Raw genomic sequence first — 18,635 nt, 5'->3', positions numbered from 1 at the left:
AAAGCAGCAGAGTCGGCAATTTCACTCCAGCAGATTGCAATCCCCCTCACACCACCTAAGCCGGCAGTTCCACCAGCGGCGCGGGCACGTCGGTGGTCTTTTCCTTCGACTTGCAGATATCGGCGATGACACAGCGCTCGCATTCGGGTTTGCGGGCCTTGCAGCAGTAGCGGCCGTGCAGGATCAGCCAGTGGTGGGCGTGGAACAGGTAGTCCTCGGGGATGATCCTGAGGAAGGCTGCCTCAACTTCGTCCGGTGTCTTGCCCGGCGCGATCCTGAGCCGGTTGCCGATGCGGAAGACATGGGTGTCGACGGCGAGCGTCGGCACGCCGAAGGCCATCGACATGACCACGTTGGCGGTCTTGCGGCCGACGCCGGGCAGGGTCACCAGTTCGTCTTCGGTGCGGGGCACCTCGCCGCCGAAATCATCAACCAGCTTCCGGCTCAACGCGATGACGTTTTTCGCCTTGTTGCGGTAGAGCCCGATGGTCTTGATGTAGTCGCGGACCTTGTCCTCGCCCAGCGCCAGCATCTTTTCCGGCGTGTCGGCCACGGCGAACAGGGCACGGGTCGCCTTGTTGACGCCGGCGTCGGTCGCCTGCGCAGACAGCGCCACGGCCACCACGAGGGTGAACGGATTGACGTGTTCGAGTTCGCCCTTGGGTTCGGGCCGCTGGATCGAGAAACGGCGGAAGATCTCCCTGATCTCGTCCTTCGTGTAGGGGATCCTGGGGCGGCGTGCGGCGGGCTTGCGTTTGACCGCCGTCTTGCGCTGAGCCGGCATTTTTTCCGCTGCGGACGCAAGCGGCGACATTTTGACGTGTTTCGGGCTCTTGGGCTTTTCCATTTCATCCCTATAATCTGAGCAAGAGGTTGATGGCAAACCCTGGGACAAAACCCGGCTGGAGACGATTGCAGCAATGAACGACGAACCGCTGTTTGAAGCCGTTCTGAGCCCCTACCGATCGCTCGGCCGGCTGGGCTTCGTGTTGCTGATGGCGATTACGACCGTCATTACCGCCTTGCACATGGTGATCTTTGCGCGGGTCGGGGCCTGGCCGGTGTTTGCATTCTTCGGACTCGATCTGGCGCTGCTGTTCGGGGCGTTCTGGCTGAGCTACCGGTCGGGGCGGATGCGAGAGTTCATCCGCATGTCCCGCACCGATCTGGAAGTGAAGAAGGTTTCGCCGTCGGGACGGGCGGTCGACCACCGCTTCAACCCGTTCTGGGCGCGGTTCAACGTCGACCGCCACGACGAGATCGGCATTACCCAAATGCAGATCAGCGGCCAGGGCAGGCAGACCGATGTCGGCTCGTTCCTCAATCCCGACGACAAGGAAAGCTTCGCGACCGCGTTCCAGCGGGCGCTGGCGACCATCAAGAAGCGCTAAGGCGTTTCGGGAGCACCCGGCGTATTTCGGGTGGCGGCGCGAACCGGTGCGTGATTGATTGGGCCCGTTGCCAAACGTGCAGCAGCGCATTCGATCGCGCTGCGAGGAGCCATAAGATGACCGTGACCGCCCAGCTTGACCGCGACATCACCCCGAAGGGCGCTGACTACGAGCTTGTCCGCAAGACCATCGAGCGCATCTCGCTCGACTACCGGGCGCAACCGTCGCTGGAGGAGATCGCCTCCGATATCGGCGTGGCGCCTGGACGGCTGCAGAAGACTTTCAGCCGTTGGGCCGGTCTGACGCCGAAGGCCTTTTTGCAGGCGGTGACGCTGGATCACGCCCGGCGGCTGCTCGGCCACGAAGGCCTGCCGCTGCTCGATGCGAGCTACGAACTCGGCCTGTCGGGACCGGGTCGGCTGCACGACCTGTTCGTCACCCACGAGGCGATGAGCCCGGGCGATTTCAAGACCGGCGGCGCCGGACTGGCGATCCACTACGGATTCCATCCCTCGCCGTTCGGCACGGCGGTGATCATGGCGACGGAACGCGGGTTGTGCGGCCTTGCCTTTGCTGATCCGGGGGAGGAGCAGGCGGCGCTTGAGGATATGACCAGGCGCTGGCCCGGCGCTCGCTTCTCGCCCGACCAGGTGATGACCGCGCCCTATGTGGCCCGCATCTTCTCGCCGGAGCAATGGCGTGCCGACCAGCCCTTGCGGATCGTCATGATCGGCACTGATTTCCAGGTGCGTGTCTGGGAGGCGCTCTTGAGGATCCCGCTCGGGACTGCGTCGAGCTATCAGGATGTCGCTCGAGCCATCGGCAACCCCAAAGCCTCACGTGCCGTCGGTGCCGCGGTCGGGCGCAACCCGATATCCTTCGTGGTGCCCTGCCACCGGGCCATGGGCAAGTCCGGCGCGCTCACCGGCTATCACTGGGGCATCACCCGCAAGCGGGCGATGCTCGGCTGGGAAACGGGGTGTGTGCAGGCGGGTGCCTCTCAAGGCTCCTGAGCCGGTATCAAAAAATCCGCCCGGCGATGCCAGACGGATTTGATGTCGTCACAATCCCGTTACGGCGCTGTCAGTGCGCCTTGGACATGTCGCCCAGTACTTCCTTGGAAGCGACGGTGGAGTCGGCGTTGAGCTTGTAGACCATGGGCACGCCGGTAGCCAAATTGACCGAGAGGATCTGCTCGCGGTCGAGGCGGTCGAGCACCATCAAGAGCGAGCGCAGGGAATTCCCATGGGCTGCGACCAACACGGTTTCGCCGCGCAGCACGCGGGGCAGGATCTCGGTCATGTAGTAGGGCCAGACGCGGGCGCCGGTGTCCTTGAGGCTTTCGCCGCCCGGCGGCGGCACGTCGTAGGAGCGGCGCCAGATGTGGACCTGCTCCTCGCCCCATTTCTTCCGCGCATCGTCCTTGTTGAGGCCTGAGAGATCGCCGTAATCGCGCTCGTTGAGCGCCTGGTCGCGGATCACCTCGAGACCGGTCTGGCCGATGCCTTCCAGGATCAGGTCGAGCGTGTGCTGGGCGCGGATCAGAACCGAGGTGAAGGCGACGTCGAACTTGAGGCCGGTTTCCTTGAGCGCCTGGGCGCCAGTCTTGGCTTCCTCGATGCCGAGCTCAGTCAGGTCAGGGTCCTTCCAGCCGGTGAAGAGGTTTTTCAGGTTCCATTCGCTTTGGCCGTGGCGGACAAGGACGAGCGTTCCGGACATGGTGATTTCCTTTGTTCAGGCAGGTTGGGTTCAGGCGGTTCCGATCAGCGGTCGTTCAGACCGAGCACGTCGAGCATGGAGTAGTAGCCCGGCTTCTGGTAGCGGGCCCAGAGAGCGGCACGGACGGCGCCGCGGGCAAAGATCGAGCGGTCGGTGGCACGGTGGGTCAGTTCGACGGTTTCACCCTCGCCGGCGAGAATGACCGAGTGCTCGCCTATCACCGAACCGCCGCGCAATGTGGCGAAGCCAATGCTGCCGGGCTCGCGCGGGCCGGTGTGGCCGTCACGGACTCTCACCGAGTGCTGGCCGAGCCCGATGCCGCGGCCTTCGGCTGCGGCCTCGCCGAGCAGCAGCGCCGTGCCCGATGGCGCGTCGACCTTGTGGCGGTGGTGCATTTCCAGCACCTCGATGTCCCAGTCGCCGGCATCCAGCGCCTTGGCCGCCTGGCGCACCAGCACCGAGAGCAGGTTGACGCCGAGGCTCATGTTGCCGGACTTGACGATGCGGGCGTGGCGCGAGGCGGCATGCAGCCGGGCCTCGTGGCTTTCGTCCATGCCGGTGGTGCCGATGACGTGGACAATGCGCGCCTGGGCGGCGAGATCGGCGAATTCCAGCGACGCCTGAGGCGCGGTGAAATCGAGCACACCTTCGGCGCCGGCGAAAACCGGCAGCGCGTCCTCGGTGATGATCACGCCGTTCGGGCCGAGCCCGGCGAGTTCACCCGCATCCTTGCCGAGCACATCCGATCCGGGCCGTTCGATGGCGCCGGCCAGATGGACGCCGTCGATCTCGGCGATGGTGCGGATCAGCGCCTGGCCCATGCGGCCGGCGGCGCCGACAACGATAAGCCCCATGCTTCCGGTTGCTGTTGTCATGGCTTGCCTCCGTTCGTGTCCGTCACGGCGTCGGCGGCTTCGGAAACCACATCGCCGCCGGTTTCGCTGTAGGCCTGAAGCCGGGCATAGAGCCCGTCCTTGTTGGCGCTCAGATCGGCGTGGTTGCCGATTTCCACCACCCGGCCCGCCTGCATGACGACAATACGGTCAGCGCGGGCGATTGTCGAAAGCCGGTGGGCGATCACCAGCACCGTGCGGTTCTGCATGGCGCCCTCGAGCGCCTTTTGCACCGCGGCTTCGGATTCGTTGTCGAGCGCCGACGTTGCCTCGTCGAGAAGCAGGATCGGCGCATTGCGGACAAGCGCACGGGCGATCGAAATGCGCTGGCGCTGGCCGCCGGACAGGTTGACGCCGTTTTCGCCGAGCATGGTGTCATAGCCCTGCGGCTGGGCGAGAATGAACTCGTGCGCGTTGGCCAGTCGTGCCGCCTCCTCGATCTCTGCGTCGGTGGCGTCGGGCCGGGCGTAACGCAGATTTTCGCGGATCGAGCCCTCGAACAGCCAGGGCTGCTGGGAGACATAGCCGATCTGGTGGCGCAGCGATGTCTTGGTGACGGTGGCGATGTCGGTGCCGTCGATCAGCACCTGGCCGGAGGCGGGATCGTGAAACCGCGGCACCAGCGAGATCAGTGTCGACTTGCCCGCGCCCGATGGCCCGACAATCGCCGTCGTCCTTCCGGCCTCGGCGACGAAGCTCACATCATCGAGAACGATATCGCCGCGGCCGTAGCCGAAGCCGACACCGCGGAATTCGATCTCGCCACCCTTGACCACAAGGGTTCCGGCATCCGGACGGTCGCCCTGGGTCGGTTCCTCGTCGAGGATCTCGTAGATCATCCTGGCATTGACGACGGCGCGCTCGAGATTGACCTGAAGCCGCGCCAGCCGCCTGGCCGGGTCGTAGGCAAGCAGCAGCGCCGTGATGAAGGAAAAGAAGGCGCCTGGCAGCTGGTTGCCATAGACCGAGCGGTAGGCGGAATAGGCGATGATGCCGGATATCGCGAAGCCGGCGATGGTTTCGACAAGCGGCGCGGTGCGCTCGGTCAGCCGGGCGATGCGGTTGGAGCGGCTTTCGGCAGCCTTGATCAGCTCGGATGACCGGGCGCTGATCTGCTCTTCCATGGTGAAGGCCTTGACGATGGAAATGCCCTGCACCGTCTCCTGCATGGCGCTGAGCACCCGGCTGTTGAGGTCGACCGATTCGCGCGTGGCGCTCCTGAGGCGCCTGGAAATGTAGCGAAGGCCGATGAGCACCGGCGGCGCGCCGAGGAACACCATTGCACTAAGCACCGGGTCCTTGGTCAGCATGACGACCACGAGCGCGATCAGGGTCAGCAGATCGCGCGCAAAGGAGGTGATCGTCAGGTTCATCACGTCGCGGATGCCGGCAACATTCTGGGAGATCTGGGCTGCAATATGGGCCGAACGGGTGTCGCCGAAATAGCCCATCCCGAGACGCATCAGGTGGTCGATCAGGCGCTGCTGATAGCGGGCGACGAGGTTGTTTCCGACCTGCGCCAGCGCCACGGCCTGGCCGTAGGACGCGGCGCCGCGAATGATGAAGGCGCCTAAGATCGAGCCGCAGATCACCCAGATCATATCGGTGTTTCGCTTGGCGAAGGTCTCGTCGATGACGGCTTCCATAATCCAGGCCATGAAGGCCGTGGATCCCGCGACCAGGGCCAGGCAAATGGCCGCAAATATGTAGGTCTTGATGTAATCGCGGCCATTCTCACGGATGATCCGGCGGATCACCATCGTCAGCGATTGCACATCCAGCTTGATGTTCCTGCCAAGCTTCACGTCTTGTCATCCTGTCAGGCGTTCCGCCAGGATCGCCATCTCAATCAGGCAGGAATGTCCCCGCGCTGTTCATGGCGGCTCTATAGCGGGTTGAATTCCGTTTGCCTATGCTTTCCAGCGGCGGCCTTCGGTCGCGACGCCGAAACGGACCGGGGTGCGGGCATAGGCCGCAAGACCGGACAGGGCGGCCAGCGGATGGGTGATGACGAAGGTCGGGATCGTCCTGAGGATGGCACTGTGCGGCGCCTTGTCCTCGAACGCCTGGCGGAACCGCGGCTGATTGAGCGCCGGCAGGATCTTCTGGACGATGCCGCCGGCGAGAAACACGCCGCCGCGCGCCATGAAGATCAACGCCAGGTCGCCCGCGACCCGGCCGAGATAGGTGACAAACAGCTCGATCGTCTCGACCGCGGCCGGATCCGACCCGGATGCCCAGTGCGCAGTCACTTCCGATGGCGTGGCGGCTGCCGGCTTGACGCCGTTTGCCTTGCAGACCGCGTGGTAGATATTCATCATGCCGCGTCCGCACAGCAGTTGCTCGGCGGAAATCCGGCCTTCGATGGGTTCATAGAGCGGAAACAGCTCGTAGTCCCGGCCGGTGCGCGGGCCGATGTCGACATGGCCGCCTTCGCCGGGCACCGGAAACCAGGTATGGCGCGCATGCACCAGGCCCGAAACACCGAGTCCGGTGCCGGGTCCGACCACCACACGCGAGGTCGACGGCCGGATCTCGCCGCCGCCGATCTTTTCCAGATACTCAGGCCCGAGCGAAGCCGCCGCCAGCCCCTGAGCCTCGAAATCATTGATCACCGTCACGCTCTCGAAGCCGAGATCGCGGATCATCACCTTGGGCTGGATCACCCAGTCGCAATTGGTCAGGTCGATTTCATCGCCCTTGATCGGGCCCGCAACCGCGAGGATCGCTGATCTGGGCTGCAGCGACGTGCGGTCGAGCACGCCGGCCTGGATCGCCTCGTCGATGCTGGGGTAGTCGGCGGTGGCCAGAATCGGGAATTCCTTCGGCTCCGCATTGGCATCCGTGAGGATGGCAAAACGGGCATTGGTGCCGCCGATATCGCCAATCAGGATGGGAAAGGCGATGGAATGTTCGGTGTCGTGGGAAATGGGCATGCTCTGGTCCCTGTAAGCCTGGTCTGGTTGCGGCGCGGCCCGGCAGGCGGCGCCAGGTAAGGTCCGCGCGTTATCCGAGCGCTTTCAGCAAGGTATCGGCGGTCGCGCGGTTGAGCGCCATCGGAATATCATAAACGATGGCAAGCCGCATCAGCGCCTTGACATCGACATCATGCGGCATCGCCGTCAGCGGATCGACAAAAAAGATAACAAGGCCGACATCGCCGGTGGCAATCAGGGCGCCGATCTGCTGATCGCCGCCCAGCGGCCCGCTCTTGAGCCGCTTGATATCGAGATCGGGACACGCCTCGGCAATGCGGCCGCCAGTGGTCCCGGTGGCAACGATCGGAAACCGCGCCAATGCCGCCTGATGGGTCCTGGCGAAGTCCGCCAGGTCATCCTTCTTCTGGTCATGCGCGATCAATGCAATGGCTTTTCGAACGGTCATGGCGGCTCGTTATCTCGAAGAAACCGGCCAAAATACCGGATTCGACATTTTCAATCGATTTGATCAGGCATTCTATAGCTTGTCCCCGCGGCAAACAAAAGCCGTCGAGACCGCGATAATTCACTGCCTGCCGGGGCGAAAACCCTAGTTGGCCGGCCGGGGCACCGGCAGCGGGATGCGACCCGGCAGGGGAACAGGCGCGAAGGCGGACGCGCCCACGGGAGCAGCATTGGCATTCGCCCTGGCGATGCGGGCAATCGGGTCTGCTCCAAGCGTGACTTCAGCCTCAGATGCAGGGGACGGTGCTTCGATCACGACTCTACAGGCCTGCGGAAGATCCGACAGCTGGATGTCGCGCTTCTTTGGTGCGGGCTTGGTGTCTTTCTTGGGCTTGGCAGGCGCCCAGGGCTCATCGGTGAACCACCAGGCGAGCGACTTGTCGCATCCCGATCCTGCAGGTGGCGGGCTCTGGTCCTTGCAGCCGCTGACGCCGGGCGGACACTTGATGCGGATGTGGAAATGATAGTGATGCCCGTAATAGGGCCGGATCTTGCCCATCGCGGCACGGTTGCCTGTCCAGCTGTCGCACAGCTTCTTCTTGATGCCGGGATGAACGAAAATGCGCTCGACCTCGGGGTAGCTTGCCGCTCGCATCAGAAGCCTTGCATGGGCCGGGGTCCATATCCGGTCATCGACATAGAGCGTGCCTTTCTTCAGCATCGAGGTGGCCGAAATGTTTTCCCGCTCGGCAGCGGACAGGGTGCGGCCGGGCATCGGTGTGAGCCAGACATCTGCGTCGAGACCAATCTGATGCGACGCATGGCCGGACAGCATCGGGCCACCGCGCGGTTGCGCAATGTCGCCGACGAGAAGTCCGGGCCAGCCATCCTGGGCGGCAGCGTCTCGCGACAATCTCTCCACCAGCGTGATCAGATCGGGGTGTCCCCAGCGGCGATTGCGCGACAGCCGCATGGCCTGCCAGGTCGGTCCGTCCGTGGGAATGGCGATGCCGCCGGCAAGACAGCCCTTGGAGTAAAATCCGATTGCGCGGGGGGGAAGCACGGCCGGCAGTTTCGCCGCGCCGAATATCTGCTTGGCCGGCTGATCGGCGGCCGCCGGCTGCACGGCAGCGGCATTCGGGCCGCATGCGATCAGGACAACCAGCATCGTCTTGCGGGCAATCGTTACCAGGCTGCGGACGGCGTTCATAAGATTCGGTCTCCAGGCTCTCGGGCAGCATGATGCACACATCACCTTGCCCGAGGATAGCGCGCCACGGTCCTCAAGAAAACCGCGGCATCCGCCGGCATGCCTTTCCTTACGGCTTGACGCGGAAGAGCTGCAGCGGCTGATCCTGCGTTCCGGGCACCGGTTCGAGCCAGACCGGCACGATTCCCTTGCCCAACTCAGCATACAAACCGTCGGGCGCCACTTTCGCGATGGTGTCGACTTGCGGATCGGTCTTGCAGAACGCGACGACCGTTACACCGGCGCCACGCAGGAACTTGACGGCATCCTTCGGCGTCGCCATCGCGGCATGCAGCTCGGTGAGCATGCCGCCCTGGTTCCGGTGATAGGGCGCCGACAGAACGCGATGCGGCGTGAAGCGCAGGATGTGCGCGCCAAGATTGGAGGGCCCGGCGACCACGCCCGCGGGCTCGCGCGCCAAGGCCCGCATCGCCGCGGCATCCGTGCAGATGATCTGCTCCTCCGGAAACAGGCCGGCAACCTCCTCGCCCACAACCTTTCCGGCCGCCATTGAGAGAAGGGCGCCGGCCAGGGCCCAGACAAACGGCACGGCGGCGAGAGCCGAACCGGCAAAGGCCAGCCCCTTGCGCAAGTTTTTCGGATCAGCGTTGGCGCGCGTCCGCATATCGGCCACCAGCGCCGCCATCGGGATCGCCGACAGCAGGTTGCCGAAGACCGCGCCACGAACCTGGACCAGGGCGATGGCCCAGGAGACCGCCAGCAGCGCCAGCAAGGCACCGTGGGCATGGACATTGCGGCGCTGACGGATCCGCCAGATGCACAGAGCCATGGCCAGTACCGGCACCAGGTAGAACCCGCCTGCGCTCCAGGGCTCTTCTGCAACTTGCGACCATACCGGCTGGGCTTCGATCACGCTGTCGAGCCACATCGAGACCAGCAACGGATCGAGGTTTCCGAGCGGATTGCCGAGACATTGCGGCGCAATCACCACAGCGGCGCCCAGCGTTGCGGCGCCGGCGAGGCCGAGCGCCGTCAGGCGGGAGGCAAAGCCACGCGCGGAAACCGTCGCCACCGCGAGGAAGAAGCTTCCTGCCCCCAGGACTCCGAGAGAGTAAAATCCCGTCGACAGGGCGTCACAGGCGACCATGCCATAACGGGCAGGAGGAACGGTGAGAAAAAACACGGCGGTCAAGGCCGCGGCCATGGCAAGGGAAAAGGCCGCCGCCGCGGCGTTCACCCGGTTGCCGAGCCAGAGCCACTGCACAGCGACAATGAGGGCGGCGACAAGAACATGCGGCGTGGTTTCGGCGCCGATGGCTATGGCCAGCGCCGCGGCCACACCGGCAATCGCGTGCGCAAGCGGGGGGCGCCCCGGAAGAATGAGACAGGCAGCAATGGTGGCGATCAATCCGAGCTGGACGTTATGATGATCGATCGAGCCGGGCTGAAACCTGTTGACCCCGAGCACGAACAGGAACGCCAGGGCGAGCGCCATCAGCCGGCCCTGTCGACCCGCCAGCACACCGCCGCCGATACCGAGCGCATAGAAGATCGGCAATGTCGTCAGCAATGGCCAGACAAACAGCGCCGAGGCTTCCGCCATGACCGGGTTCATGAACAGGGAGAAGAACAGGATCAGGTTGGCGATCGGAAGGTCGATCAATCTCGACCAATGCATCAATGTGCCGCCATCCAGCCCCAGACGGTGCTGCATGAGATCGAACCAGTCCTGGCCGGCGAGCAGATCGCGCACCTCGACGAGGCGCATGACATCGTCATTGTCGGCCCCGACATAATCCACGTAGGAGGCAAAATGCATGGCTGCCGTTACCGCGACCAGCGCAGCGAAGGCCAGAAGAACCGGCATGTGCAGCGGCGCCAGCGGACTGATGCGGTGTGGCCGTTCGACCTTCCCGGCAGACACAAAGCCGGGTTCCCCGGCGGCAGGGCTGGTACTGGTCAATGGGAACTCCAACGCAAATTTGTCCGAGACATTCAACCTAGCCTTAACCTTCTCAAGAAATAGTAAAGCGACGGGCGAATCCGGCCCGCAGCTAACGGGGATCCCCATGACGGACGGTTTGCTTGAAGGCCTCGAAATCGCGGTGCTTCTGCCCTGCTACAATGAAGCGGCAACCATCGGCGACGTGGTCGCGGGTTTTCGCGCGGCCATTCCCAGCGCCCGGATCTATGTCTACGACAACAATTCAAAGGACCAGACGGCGCTTCGCGCGGCGCTCGCAGGGGCCATTGTTGTGCGTGAACCGCGCCAGGGCAAGGGACATGTGGTGCGCCGGATGTTTTCCGACATCGATGCCGACATCTACCTGATGGCCGATGGCGACGGCACCTATTCGCCGAACGACGGCCCGGAGCTGATCCGCACGCTTTTGACCGAGAGCTGCGACATGGTTGTCGGCACCCGCCGCGGGGTTACCGACGACGCAGGCCGCCGCGGCCATGCCTTCGGAAACTCGATTTTCAACACCCTGTACAAGTCGATCTTCGGCAATGACTTCACCGACATCTTCTCCGGCTACCGGGCCTTCTCGCGCCGTTTCGCCAAGAGTTTTCCGGCGATGTCCGGCGGCTTTGAAATCGAGACCGAGATGAGCGTGCATGCCTCCGTGCTGAAGATCCCGGTGACCGAGCTGGCGCTCGACTACGGGCGCCGGCCGGAAGGCTCGCACTCCAAGCTGTCAACCTTCAAGGACGGCGCGAAGATCCTCTGGATGTTTGCCATGCTGATGAAGGAAACCCGACCGTTCACATTCTTCAGCTATATCGGCGGCATCACGCTCGCCGTGTCGATGATGTTCATGGTGCCGGTGCTCAACGAGTATTTCCTCACCGGCCTGGTGACGAGGATGCCGACCTGGGTGTTGGCCATGGCGCTGATGATGATGGCGCTGATGATCTTCTCGGCCGGGGTGATCCTGGATTCGGTGGCGCGCGGACGGGCCGAACAGAAGCGGTTTCACTACATGTCGATCACATCGGCACCGCGCAACCGCCTCGATCCCGCAGTGCTGGCCAGCCAGACCGGCAAGACGGTCGGGAAGCCGCGCAAGGTCGCCTAGAACCGATCAGGCTTTCAGGCCGCTGACGACGATGCCGACGCAGATGATCAAGGCGCCGATGATCTGGGTGACGGAAATCGATTCGGACAGGAACACCAGCGACAGCAGCGGGATGTAGAGATAGGACAGCGCCATGAACATGTAGGCGCGACCGATCGGCATGTCGCGGATGACGAAGACCCAGGCCACGGTGGCCAGCCCGTACATCACCAGCGCTATCCAGAAATGAGGGCTGCCGATCAGTCCCCACAGCGGCCCGCCCGGTCCGCTCAGCGTCTCGCTCGAGCGCTTGAACAGGATCTGGCCGATCGAAATGACCAGCGGCACGGCGATGACGCCGGCCAGTGTCGTTGTCTTCATCATAGCGGCGCCGTCCTGTCTTCCATGAAATAGATGTCACGGCCGATGTCGATGCACTTGAACCGGTGTTCGAGCGGCTGGATGGCGCGCAGGAAACTGTGCTTGTAGGGGAAGAAATTGAAATGCGGGTTGAAGGTGTAGATCGCCTCGCGCTCGCGCGGCACGACGATGATCAGCCGCTTGCGGGCAACGCGCCTCAACTCGGCAAGCGCCCGCCGATAGTCGAGAATATGCTCGATCACGTGGGTGCAGATGACGGTATCGAACGCGCCATCCTCGAACGGCAATTGCTCGATCGGCGCCTTGACGAATTCGATGCCCTGGTCGCTGAAATGCTCGGGAATGACGAAATCGACACCGACATAGCGGCGGGGCGTCTCGTTGCGCCGTTCAGCCAGCGCCCTGAGCAGGTATCCGGTTCCGCAGCCGACATCGCAGACGCTGTCGCCGGTCAGATCAGCTGCGATTTCCGCGATGCAGGCTTGCGAGTTGTCGGTCTCGTCATGCACCCGCGGGTGCTTGGTATAAAGATCTTCATATTCCTGGGGTGTCAGGAACGGGGCCCGGACACGGAAGTCCGCCAGTTTGTCGATGTGCTTGCCCCAGACCATGCGGGCCAGCGCGGTAAACAGGACGGAATCGCGCACGATCGGCGGCAGCAGTTCCTCGATTACAAACCTGATCCTGTTGGTCTGTTCCCGGTTCATGTTTCTGCTCGCCCCGCTGCTTGACTGAATCCCATGCCTGCCGTCCAGAAATTCCAAATATTCTCTACTGAGATCAAATATTTAGATGGCGGTACTGATTCGGCCAAACACGAGCCGGACGGGCAATTTGCATACATCAGGCCTTCGCCTGTTGCAAACCAACGTCCTAGCGCGACTGCAAACGCTCTCGTGCGGTCAGACCGTCTCCCAGCCGTCATGGCTGGCGGCCCGGTAAACGGCGTCGATGAACTTCTGATTAAGAACGGACTGCTCGAGCGTGAACACCTCGTCGTCGCTGCCGCCGACCTTGCGGACGAAGGCTTCGGCCTCGAGCCGGTACTGTCGCACGCCGCCGAAGCGGAAGGTGGTGGCCTGGTCGTGGCCACGGCTTTCGAGCGTGACCGTAGGGTGGCCGTAGTCGCCCGAATTGAACGGCGCCGTCACCTCGATGAAGCCATCATCGCCGTGAAAGACCATCGACTGGCGCGCCGCCATCTGGGTGGAGCAGTAGAAGCTCATCTCGAACGCGCCGAAATCGGCCTTGACGCTGGCATAGCGGTCGGTGCCGAAAGCCGGATCCATCTCGACGGTTGCCTGCACCCGCAGCGGTTCGCAGCCGGTTGAGAACCGGGTGGTAACCGTCGGATAGACGCCGATGTCCGGCAGGCCGCCGCCACCGAGCGCGGCATCGTTACGCATGTTGGCGGGATCGGTGTTGAAATAGGAAAAGGCGCCCTGGACATGGCGCAGGCGGCCGATGGCGCCTTCGGCGATCAGCGAGCGGACCTTGTGCCATTGCGGGTGGTAGGTGACCATGAAGGCTTCGCTGACCAGAACCTTGTTGGCGTCGCGTGCGGCAATCAGCGGTTCGATCTCGCCAGCCCTGAGCGAGATCGGCTTTTCGCACAAGACGTGCTTGCCGGCCTCGGCCGCCTTGATCGACCATTCGATGTGCTGCGAGGTGGGCAGCGGGATATAGATGCCGTCGACCTCCGGCGAGGCCAGCAGTTCCTCGTAGCTGGCGAATGCCAGCGGAACGCCGAACCGGTCGGCGAGCGCGCGGGCGCGGCCGTGATCGCGGCTGGCGATGGCGGTCACCACGCCGTTTTCGGAATCCTGCAATTGCGGGATCACATGCTCGCGGCCGATCTTGGCGGTGGACAAAATTCCCCATCGAAACATGTTCTTTCCTCCCATTCATGCGGATGTGTGCCAGCACAGGACGCTGCAGCAAGTCAGGGTGCATTCAAGCCCGCCGGAGGCGGGGCATGTCAACACCCGGGTTGCATTCACGCTCCGGATCGGGGGATATGGATGCATGATTTTTGGAGAACCCGGCCCTGCGCGGGTTGACGCTGGCGGCTTTGTAAGCGAGGACTTCCGGGATTCCGGTCGGGCCGAGGCTCTGGCTGTCAAACCCGAAGGCCGAAAACCCGCTTCATGAGAAAACTTTCATTCTTTCTGTTTGCGGGCGCGGTGGGCTTCGTGGTGGACATGAGCGTGCTCTGGCTGCTGCTGGAGTTCAAGCTGCTCGATCCCTTCAGCGCCCGGGCGCCGGCGATCGGATCGGCGCTGGTGTGCAGCTACATCATCAACCGCACCTTCACCTTCGGCGCCTCGCACCGGAAGGTCGCGGTGGAAGGCGTGCGCTATGGCGGCGTCGGCCTTGTCTCCACGCTGATCAATTATTCGGTCTATTCCGGCCTACTGCTGATCCTGCCGGGCATCTCGCCCTACCTGGCGTTGATCTTCGGATCGGGGTCGGCGACCACGTTTGCCTATCTCGGCTATTCGCGCTTCGTGTTCGGTCCCGGCCGCGAACCGGTGGAAGATCCTGTAACCGGCCGGGACGACGGCTGACACGAGCCTGCCCGCCTTCTAGCCGCCGCTTGCGGCCCGCTCGCGGATCTGTGCGAAAGTCCAGTCGACCAGCAAGTTTCCATCCTGCCAGACCGGCTGCAGCAGGTTCTGGCGATCGCCGATGTCCTTGAGCGGCACAGCCAGCAGGGTTCCGTTTTCGCGCACCACCGCCTGCCGGTAGCGTTTTGACGCCTTGCCGGGATCGGTCTTGGGGTTCTTGTTGATGCCGTGCCACTGGCCATCATCGTCCTGGCGGGCATTGGCCTTCATGGCGAAGCGCAGCGTGTCGCGGTTGACCTTCTGCAGCAGGCCGGCGCCCATGCCGAAGGCGATGTTTTCCGCCGACCAGCCCTTGTCCTCAAGCCGACCAAGAATGATCCTGATCGTCTCTGGAGTGACGCCATCGCCCTGGATGACGCGGACCGCCGGATTGAGCACCTTGTAGCCCTTGGCGTTGACCGAAAAGCCGAAAATCTCGCCCAGCATCTGCACGGTGTCGACCGGCACCCGGGTGGCGTCGCCGGAATCGGGCCTGACCACCAGCGTGCCGCCCGAGGCCTCGACCTCGGCCTTCAGCTCCTCGCCCCAGATGTTCTTGACCGCGCGGTAGAGATCGTAGGAATCCGACACCACGGCGACCAGCTTGCCGGGACCGGCGAACTGGGTGAGCATGTTGCGATAGGCCTCGGTCTCGCGGTCCTCGCCCCAGCTGGTCATGGTCGAGTGCTCGGCGGCCGGGATCGAGAAACCTGCCATCTGCTCGTGATAGAACCGCCGCGCATAGACCAGAGCGCTCACGGTATCGGTGCCCATGAAGCTGACCAGGTGGGCGACGCCACCGATACCGGCCTGCTCCAGCGAGGTGGCGCCGCGGGCGCCGAAATCATGCAGGCGGAAGGGCAGAACCTCGGCCGGCGCATCGCAGGTGCGGTCGAGCGAGGCGGAAATGATCTGGCGCGCACCGTGCGAGACCGTGGCGACGGTGGAGGGGTACCAGACGGCGCGCAGAAGTGCTGTTTCGATGAAGGTCGGCAGCCAGAAGAAATCCGGATCGGTGTTCCTGACCTGCACCAGCGGCGTGCCCGTGGGCGCGACCATGCCTTCGGGCAGCGCCTCGATCAGCAGCGGAAAATGGCCGTCATGGCGGGTAACGATCTTCTCGAAACCCTCGCGGTGAAACGGCAGGCCGTGCGCCGTGATCATCTCTTCCGCCTCGTCGACATCGGCCATGGTGATTTTTCGCGAGAGGTAGTCCTTGAGGAACATCTGCAGCCCGAAAAACAGCACATGGTCGTGCTTGCCGCCGGGTCGCGCCTCGACATAGGCCGAGATCGCCGCCGTTTCGGGCGGATACTGGGCGAAATGTGAGTATTTATAGCTGTCTGAGTTGAGAATGAGGTTCATTATACGCACTACGCTCCGCCGCCCTGCTCCATTGGCGCGCAGCATGCAACCGGCAGACACGTTCCTGCAAGGGCACGTCGCCGATTGAGTGAGCGGAACATGGAAATTCTGTTGATTTCACCAACCGGCAGCTACCGGAACGGCCTCATGTCGCAGAAGCGCAAGAAGCGGCCCCGACATGGAGCCGCTTCAGGCAAATCAGCCCCTCAACACCCCGCCCGAGGATTTTTCGACATTGGCGATGACGGATTTCGCCAGCTTGTCGAGATCCTCGTCGGTCAGCGTGCGGTCGCGCGGCTGGATGGTGATCTCGATGGCCACCGACTTCTTGCCTTCGCCGAGCGAGGGTCCGGCGAACAGGTCGAACACATTGACGCCCGTGATCAGCGCCTTGTCGGCGCCCTGCGCAGCACGCACCAATGTGGCGGCCGGCACACCGGTATCGACGACAAAGGCAAAGTCACGGCGCACGGCCTGGAAGGCCGAAAGGCTCAGAACCGGCTTGGTGCGATTGGCCTTTCGCTTGGCCTCGGGGATCGCATCGACAAAGACCTCAAAGCCGCAGAGCGGGCCGGAGACATCGAGTGCATCCAGCGTGTTGGGGTGGAACTCTCCGAAATGGCCGAGCACGGTTTTCGGGCCGAGTTTGATCAGGCCGGAGCGGCCGGGATGATACCAGTCGGGGGCGCCCGGCTCGAAGCTCAACCGGTCCGCGGGCGCCCCGCAGGCCTCGAGAGCGGCAATCGCGTCGGCCTTGGCGTCGAACACACCGACGGATTTTGCCGCCCCGTCCCAGTGGCGGCCCGAGCCGGTCATCTGCGCCGATCCGCGGCGGATGCCGCTTGCAACACGGCGCTGTCCTTCGGGCCTATCGTTTTCATAGGTGCCGGACACCTCGAACAGCGCCACGTCGCCAAAGCCGCGGTCGGCGTTGCGCTGGGCAGCCAGGATCAGACCCGGCAGCAGCGAGGGCCGCATGTCGGACATGTCGGCGGCGATCGGGTTGACGAGCTTGAGCGCGCGGCTTCCACCGCCGAACAACCGGGCGTGGTCCTCGGCAATGAAGGACCAGTTGACGGCCTCGAGCATGCCCCGCGCCGCAAGCGCGCGCTTGGCAAGCCGGGTGCGGATCTGCAACGTGGTGAGGATCTTGCCGTTGACCGCGCCCATCGACGGCAGCGGCTCGGGCTTGATGTTGTCGACGCCATGGACGCGCATGACTTCCTCGACCAGATCTGCCTTGCCATCCACATCGGGCCGCCAGGAAGGAACCGCGACGCTCACGGTCTCGCCCTCGCCGGACACTTCGAAGCCGAGGCCGGAAAGGATCTCCCGGGACTCGTCGTCGGAGACTGTCAGGCCGGTAAGGCGCTTGACCTCGGAGAAGGGGAATTCAACGATCTTCTTTTCATGCCCCTTGTAGCCCACGACGCGGGCTTCCGCGGCGGTGCCGCCGCACATATCGAGCACCAGTTCGGTGGTACGCTCGAGGCCCGGCATCATGTATTCGGGATCGACGCCGCGCTCGAAGCGATAGCGGGCATCGGTGATGATGCCGTGGCTGCGGCCGGTCTTGGCGATGTTGATCGGATCCCAGAGCGCGGATTCGATCAGCACATTGGTGGTGTTCTCGTCACAGCCGGAATGCTCGCCGCCCATGATGCCGCCGATGGACTCGGGTCCGTTGTCATCGGCAATCACGACGTTTGCGGGATTGAGCTTGTAGGTGCGGGTGTCGAGCGCGAGGATTTCCTCGCCCTCCTGCGCACGGCGCACGACCAGATCTCCTTTGACCTTGTCGGCGTCGAAGACGTGCATCGGCCGGCCCTGGTCGAAGGTCATGTAGTTGGTGACGTCGACCAGCGCCGAGATCGGCCGGAGTCCAATGGCGATGAGCCGCTGCTGCATCCATTTCGGACTCGGGCCGTTCTTTACCCCGCGCACCATCCGCCAGGCGAAGCCTGGACACAGGCTCTCGTCGTCGAGCACGATCTTCACATTCTGCGTCGTCTCGCCGTCGACGGCAAAGTCGGGCGCTTTCGGGGTTTTCAGCCTGCCGAGACCCGAGGCCGCCAGGTCGCGGGCGATGCCGTGGATCGAAGTGCAGTCGGGACGGTTGGGCGTCAGGTTGATCTCGATGACCGGATCGTCGAGGCCGGCATAGGAGGCAAAGGACGCACCGACCGGCGCGTCGTCGGGCAGATCGATGATGCCGTCATGATTGTCGGACATGTCGAGCTCTTTTTCCGAGCACATCATGCCGTGGCTTTCGACACCGCGGATGTTACCGACAGAAAGCGTCACATCGATGCCCGGCACATAGGTGCCCGGTTCGGCCAGCGCGCCGATCAGGCCGGCGCGGGCGTTGGGCGCGCCGCAGACGATCTGCACCGGCTTGCCGTCGCCCTTGTCGACCATCAGCACGCGCAGCTTGTCGGCATTCGGGTGCTGCTCGGCGGAGACGACCCTGGCGATGGTGAAGGGCCTGTAGGCCGCCTTGTCATCGACGTCCTCGACCTCGAGGCCGATGGCAGTCAACCGTTCACAGATCTCGTTCAGCGTGGCGTCGGTTTCAAGGTGATCCTTGAGCCAGGAGAGGGTGAATTTCATTCTGTTTTCCTCGGACCT

The 18,635-nt window shown here is 63.7% G+C and carries 17 protein-coding genes; 4 read left to right on the top strand and 13 right to left on the bottom strand.

The genetic code is table 11. The annotated features are described in order from the left end of the window. Positions 1-55 precede the first annotated feature (55 nt). The gene (gene nth, locus O4H62_RS19360; protein WP_269390901.1) at positions 56-784 is read right to left on the bottom strand and encodes an endonuclease III; all 729 of its coding nucleotides are present in this window, start codon (positions 782-784) and stop codon (positions 56-58) included. A gap of 136 nt (positions 785-920) precedes the next feature. On the opposite strand from nth, the gene O4H62_RS19355 reads away from it, so the two are divergent. Both O4H62_RS19355 and O4H62_RS19350 read left to right on the top strand, forming a co-directional pair. Beyond that, positions 921-1,391 (top strand): DUF2244 domain-containing protein, encoded by a 471-nt coding sequence (locus tag O4H62_RS19355; RefSeq protein WP_269390360.1) that lies wholly within the window; start codon positions 921-923, stop codon positions 1,389-1,391. Positions 1,392-1,507: 116 nt separating this feature from the next. Then, positions 1,508-2,404 (top strand): bifunctional helix-turn-helix domain-containing protein/methylated-DNA--[protein]-cysteine S-methyltransferase, encoded by an 897-nt coding sequence (locus O4H62_RS19350; protein ID WP_269390359.1) that lies wholly within the window; start codon positions 1,508-1,510, stop codon positions 2,402-2,404. A gap of 70 nt (positions 2,405-2,474) precedes the next feature. On the opposite strand, the gene O4H62_RS19345 is transcribed toward O4H62_RS19350, so the two are convergent. The 7 genes from O4H62_RS19345 to O4H62_RS19315 form a co-directional block, all read right to left on the bottom strand. Then, complete coding sequence (locus O4H62_RS19345) at positions 2,475-3,110, bottom strand: 2,3-bisphosphoglycerate-dependent phosphoglycerate mutase (RefSeq protein ID WP_269390358.1); 636 nt, start codon at positions 3,108-3,110, stop codon at positions 2,475-2,477. A 44-nt stretch (positions 3,111-3,154) separates the two neighbouring features. After that, positions 3,155-3,985: a 4-hydroxy-tetrahydrodipicolinate reductase gene (gene dapB, locus O4H62_RS19340; protein ID WP_269390357.1), complete on the bottom strand. Its 831-nt coding sequence runs from the start codon at positions 3,983-3,985 to the stop codon at positions 3,155-3,157. Further along, the gene (locus tag O4H62_RS19335) at positions 3,982-5,763 is read right to left on the bottom strand and encodes an ABC transporter ATP-binding protein (protein ID WP_269390900.1); all 1,782 of its coding nucleotides are present in this window, start codon (positions 5,761-5,763) and stop codon (positions 3,982-3,984) included. Before O4H62_RS19335 ends, dapB begins: the two co-directional genes overlap by 4 nt. A 150-nt stretch (positions 5,764-5,913) precedes the next feature. Further along, entirely contained in the window at positions 5,914-6,939 is a 1,026-nt protein-coding gene (locus O4H62_RS19330; protein ID WP_269390356.1) for a glucokinase, read from the bottom strand. A 70-nt stretch (positions 6,940-7,009) separates the two neighbouring features. Continuing rightward, positions 7,010-7,387 carry a methylglyoxal synthase gene (locus O4H62_RS19325; RefSeq protein ID WP_269390355.1) on the bottom strand — a complete coding sequence of 126 codons (378 nt, stop codon included), beginning with the start codon at positions 7,385-7,387 and terminating at the stop codon, positions 7,010-7,012. Positions 7,388-7,531: 144 nt separating this feature from the next. Further along, positions 7,532-8,596, bottom strand: a complete 1,065-nt coding sequence (gene mepA, locus O4H62_RS19320) for a penicillin-insensitive murein endopeptidase (protein WP_430538478.1) — start codon at positions 8,594-8,596, stop codon at positions 7,532-7,534. Between the two features lie 109 nt (positions 8,597-8,705). Further along, positions 8,706-10,559, bottom strand: a complete 1,854-nt coding sequence (locus O4H62_RS19315) for a hypothetical protein (RefSeq protein WP_269390354.1) — start codon at positions 10,557-10,559, stop codon at positions 8,706-8,708. A gap of 106 nt (positions 10,560-10,665) precedes the next feature. On the opposite strand from O4H62_RS19315, the gene O4H62_RS19310 reads away from it, so the two are divergent. Further along, positions 10,666-11,676, top strand: coding sequence for a glycosyltransferase (locus O4H62_RS19310; protein WP_269390353.1), 1,011 nt, complete (start codon positions 10,666-10,668; stop codon positions 11,674-11,676). Positions 11,677-11,682: 6 nt separating this feature from the next. On the opposite strand, the gene O4H62_RS19305 is transcribed toward O4H62_RS19310, so the two are convergent. The 3 genes from O4H62_RS19305 to O4H62_RS19295 all read right to left on the bottom strand — a co-directional run bounded on the left by O4H62_RS19305 (position 11,683) and on the right by O4H62_RS19295 (position 13,925). Next, positions 11,683-12,039 carry an EamA family transporter gene (locus tag O4H62_RS19305; protein ID WP_269390351.1) on the bottom strand — a complete coding sequence of 119 codons (357 nt, stop codon included), beginning with the start codon at positions 12,037-12,039 and terminating at the stop codon, positions 11,683-11,685. After that, positions 12,036-12,743: a class I SAM-dependent methyltransferase gene (locus O4H62_RS19300; RefSeq protein ID WP_269390350.1), complete on the bottom strand. Its 708-nt coding sequence runs from the start codon at positions 12,741-12,743 to the stop codon at positions 12,036-12,038. Before O4H62_RS19300 ends, O4H62_RS19305 begins: the two co-directional genes overlap by 4 nt. Before the next feature lie 195 nt (positions 12,744-12,938). Beyond that, entirely contained in the window at positions 12,939-13,925 is a 987-nt protein-coding gene (locus O4H62_RS19295; protein ID WP_269390348.1) for a Gfo/Idh/MocA family protein, read from the bottom strand. A gap of 258 nt (positions 13,926-14,183) precedes the next feature. Here O4H62_RS19295 and O4H62_RS19290 point away from each other — a divergent pair, with 258 nt between their 5' ends. Continuing rightward, positions 14,184-14,603, top strand: a complete 420-nt coding sequence (locus O4H62_RS19290; RefSeq protein WP_269390346.1) for a GtrA family protein — start codon at positions 14,184-14,186, stop codon at positions 14,601-14,603. A gap of 18 nt (positions 14,604-14,621) precedes the next feature. Here O4H62_RS19290 and O4H62_RS19285 read toward each other — a convergent pair whose 3' ends face one another. Together O4H62_RS19285 and pheT are read right to left on the bottom strand one after the other, a co-directional pair. After that, positions 14,622-16,007: a nicotinate phosphoribosyltransferase gene (locus O4H62_RS19285; protein ID WP_269390344.1), complete on the bottom strand. Its 1,386-nt coding sequence runs from the start codon at positions 16,005-16,007 to the stop codon at positions 14,622-14,624. A gap of 198 nt (positions 16,008-16,205) precedes the next feature. Then, entirely contained in the window at positions 16,206-18,617 is a 2,412-nt protein-coding gene (gene pheT, locus O4H62_RS19280) for a phenylalanine--tRNA ligase subunit beta (RefSeq protein WP_269390343.1), read from the bottom strand. Positions 18,618-18,635: the final 18 nt, after the last annotated feature.

Source organism: Parahoeflea alexandrii, assembly GCF_027214025.1.
GTDB lineage: Bacteria > Pseudomonadota > Alphaproteobacteria > Rhizobiales > Rhizobiaceae > Hoeflea > Hoeflea alexandrii_A.
This window is presented reverse-complemented; position numbering and strand designations above follow the sequence as displayed.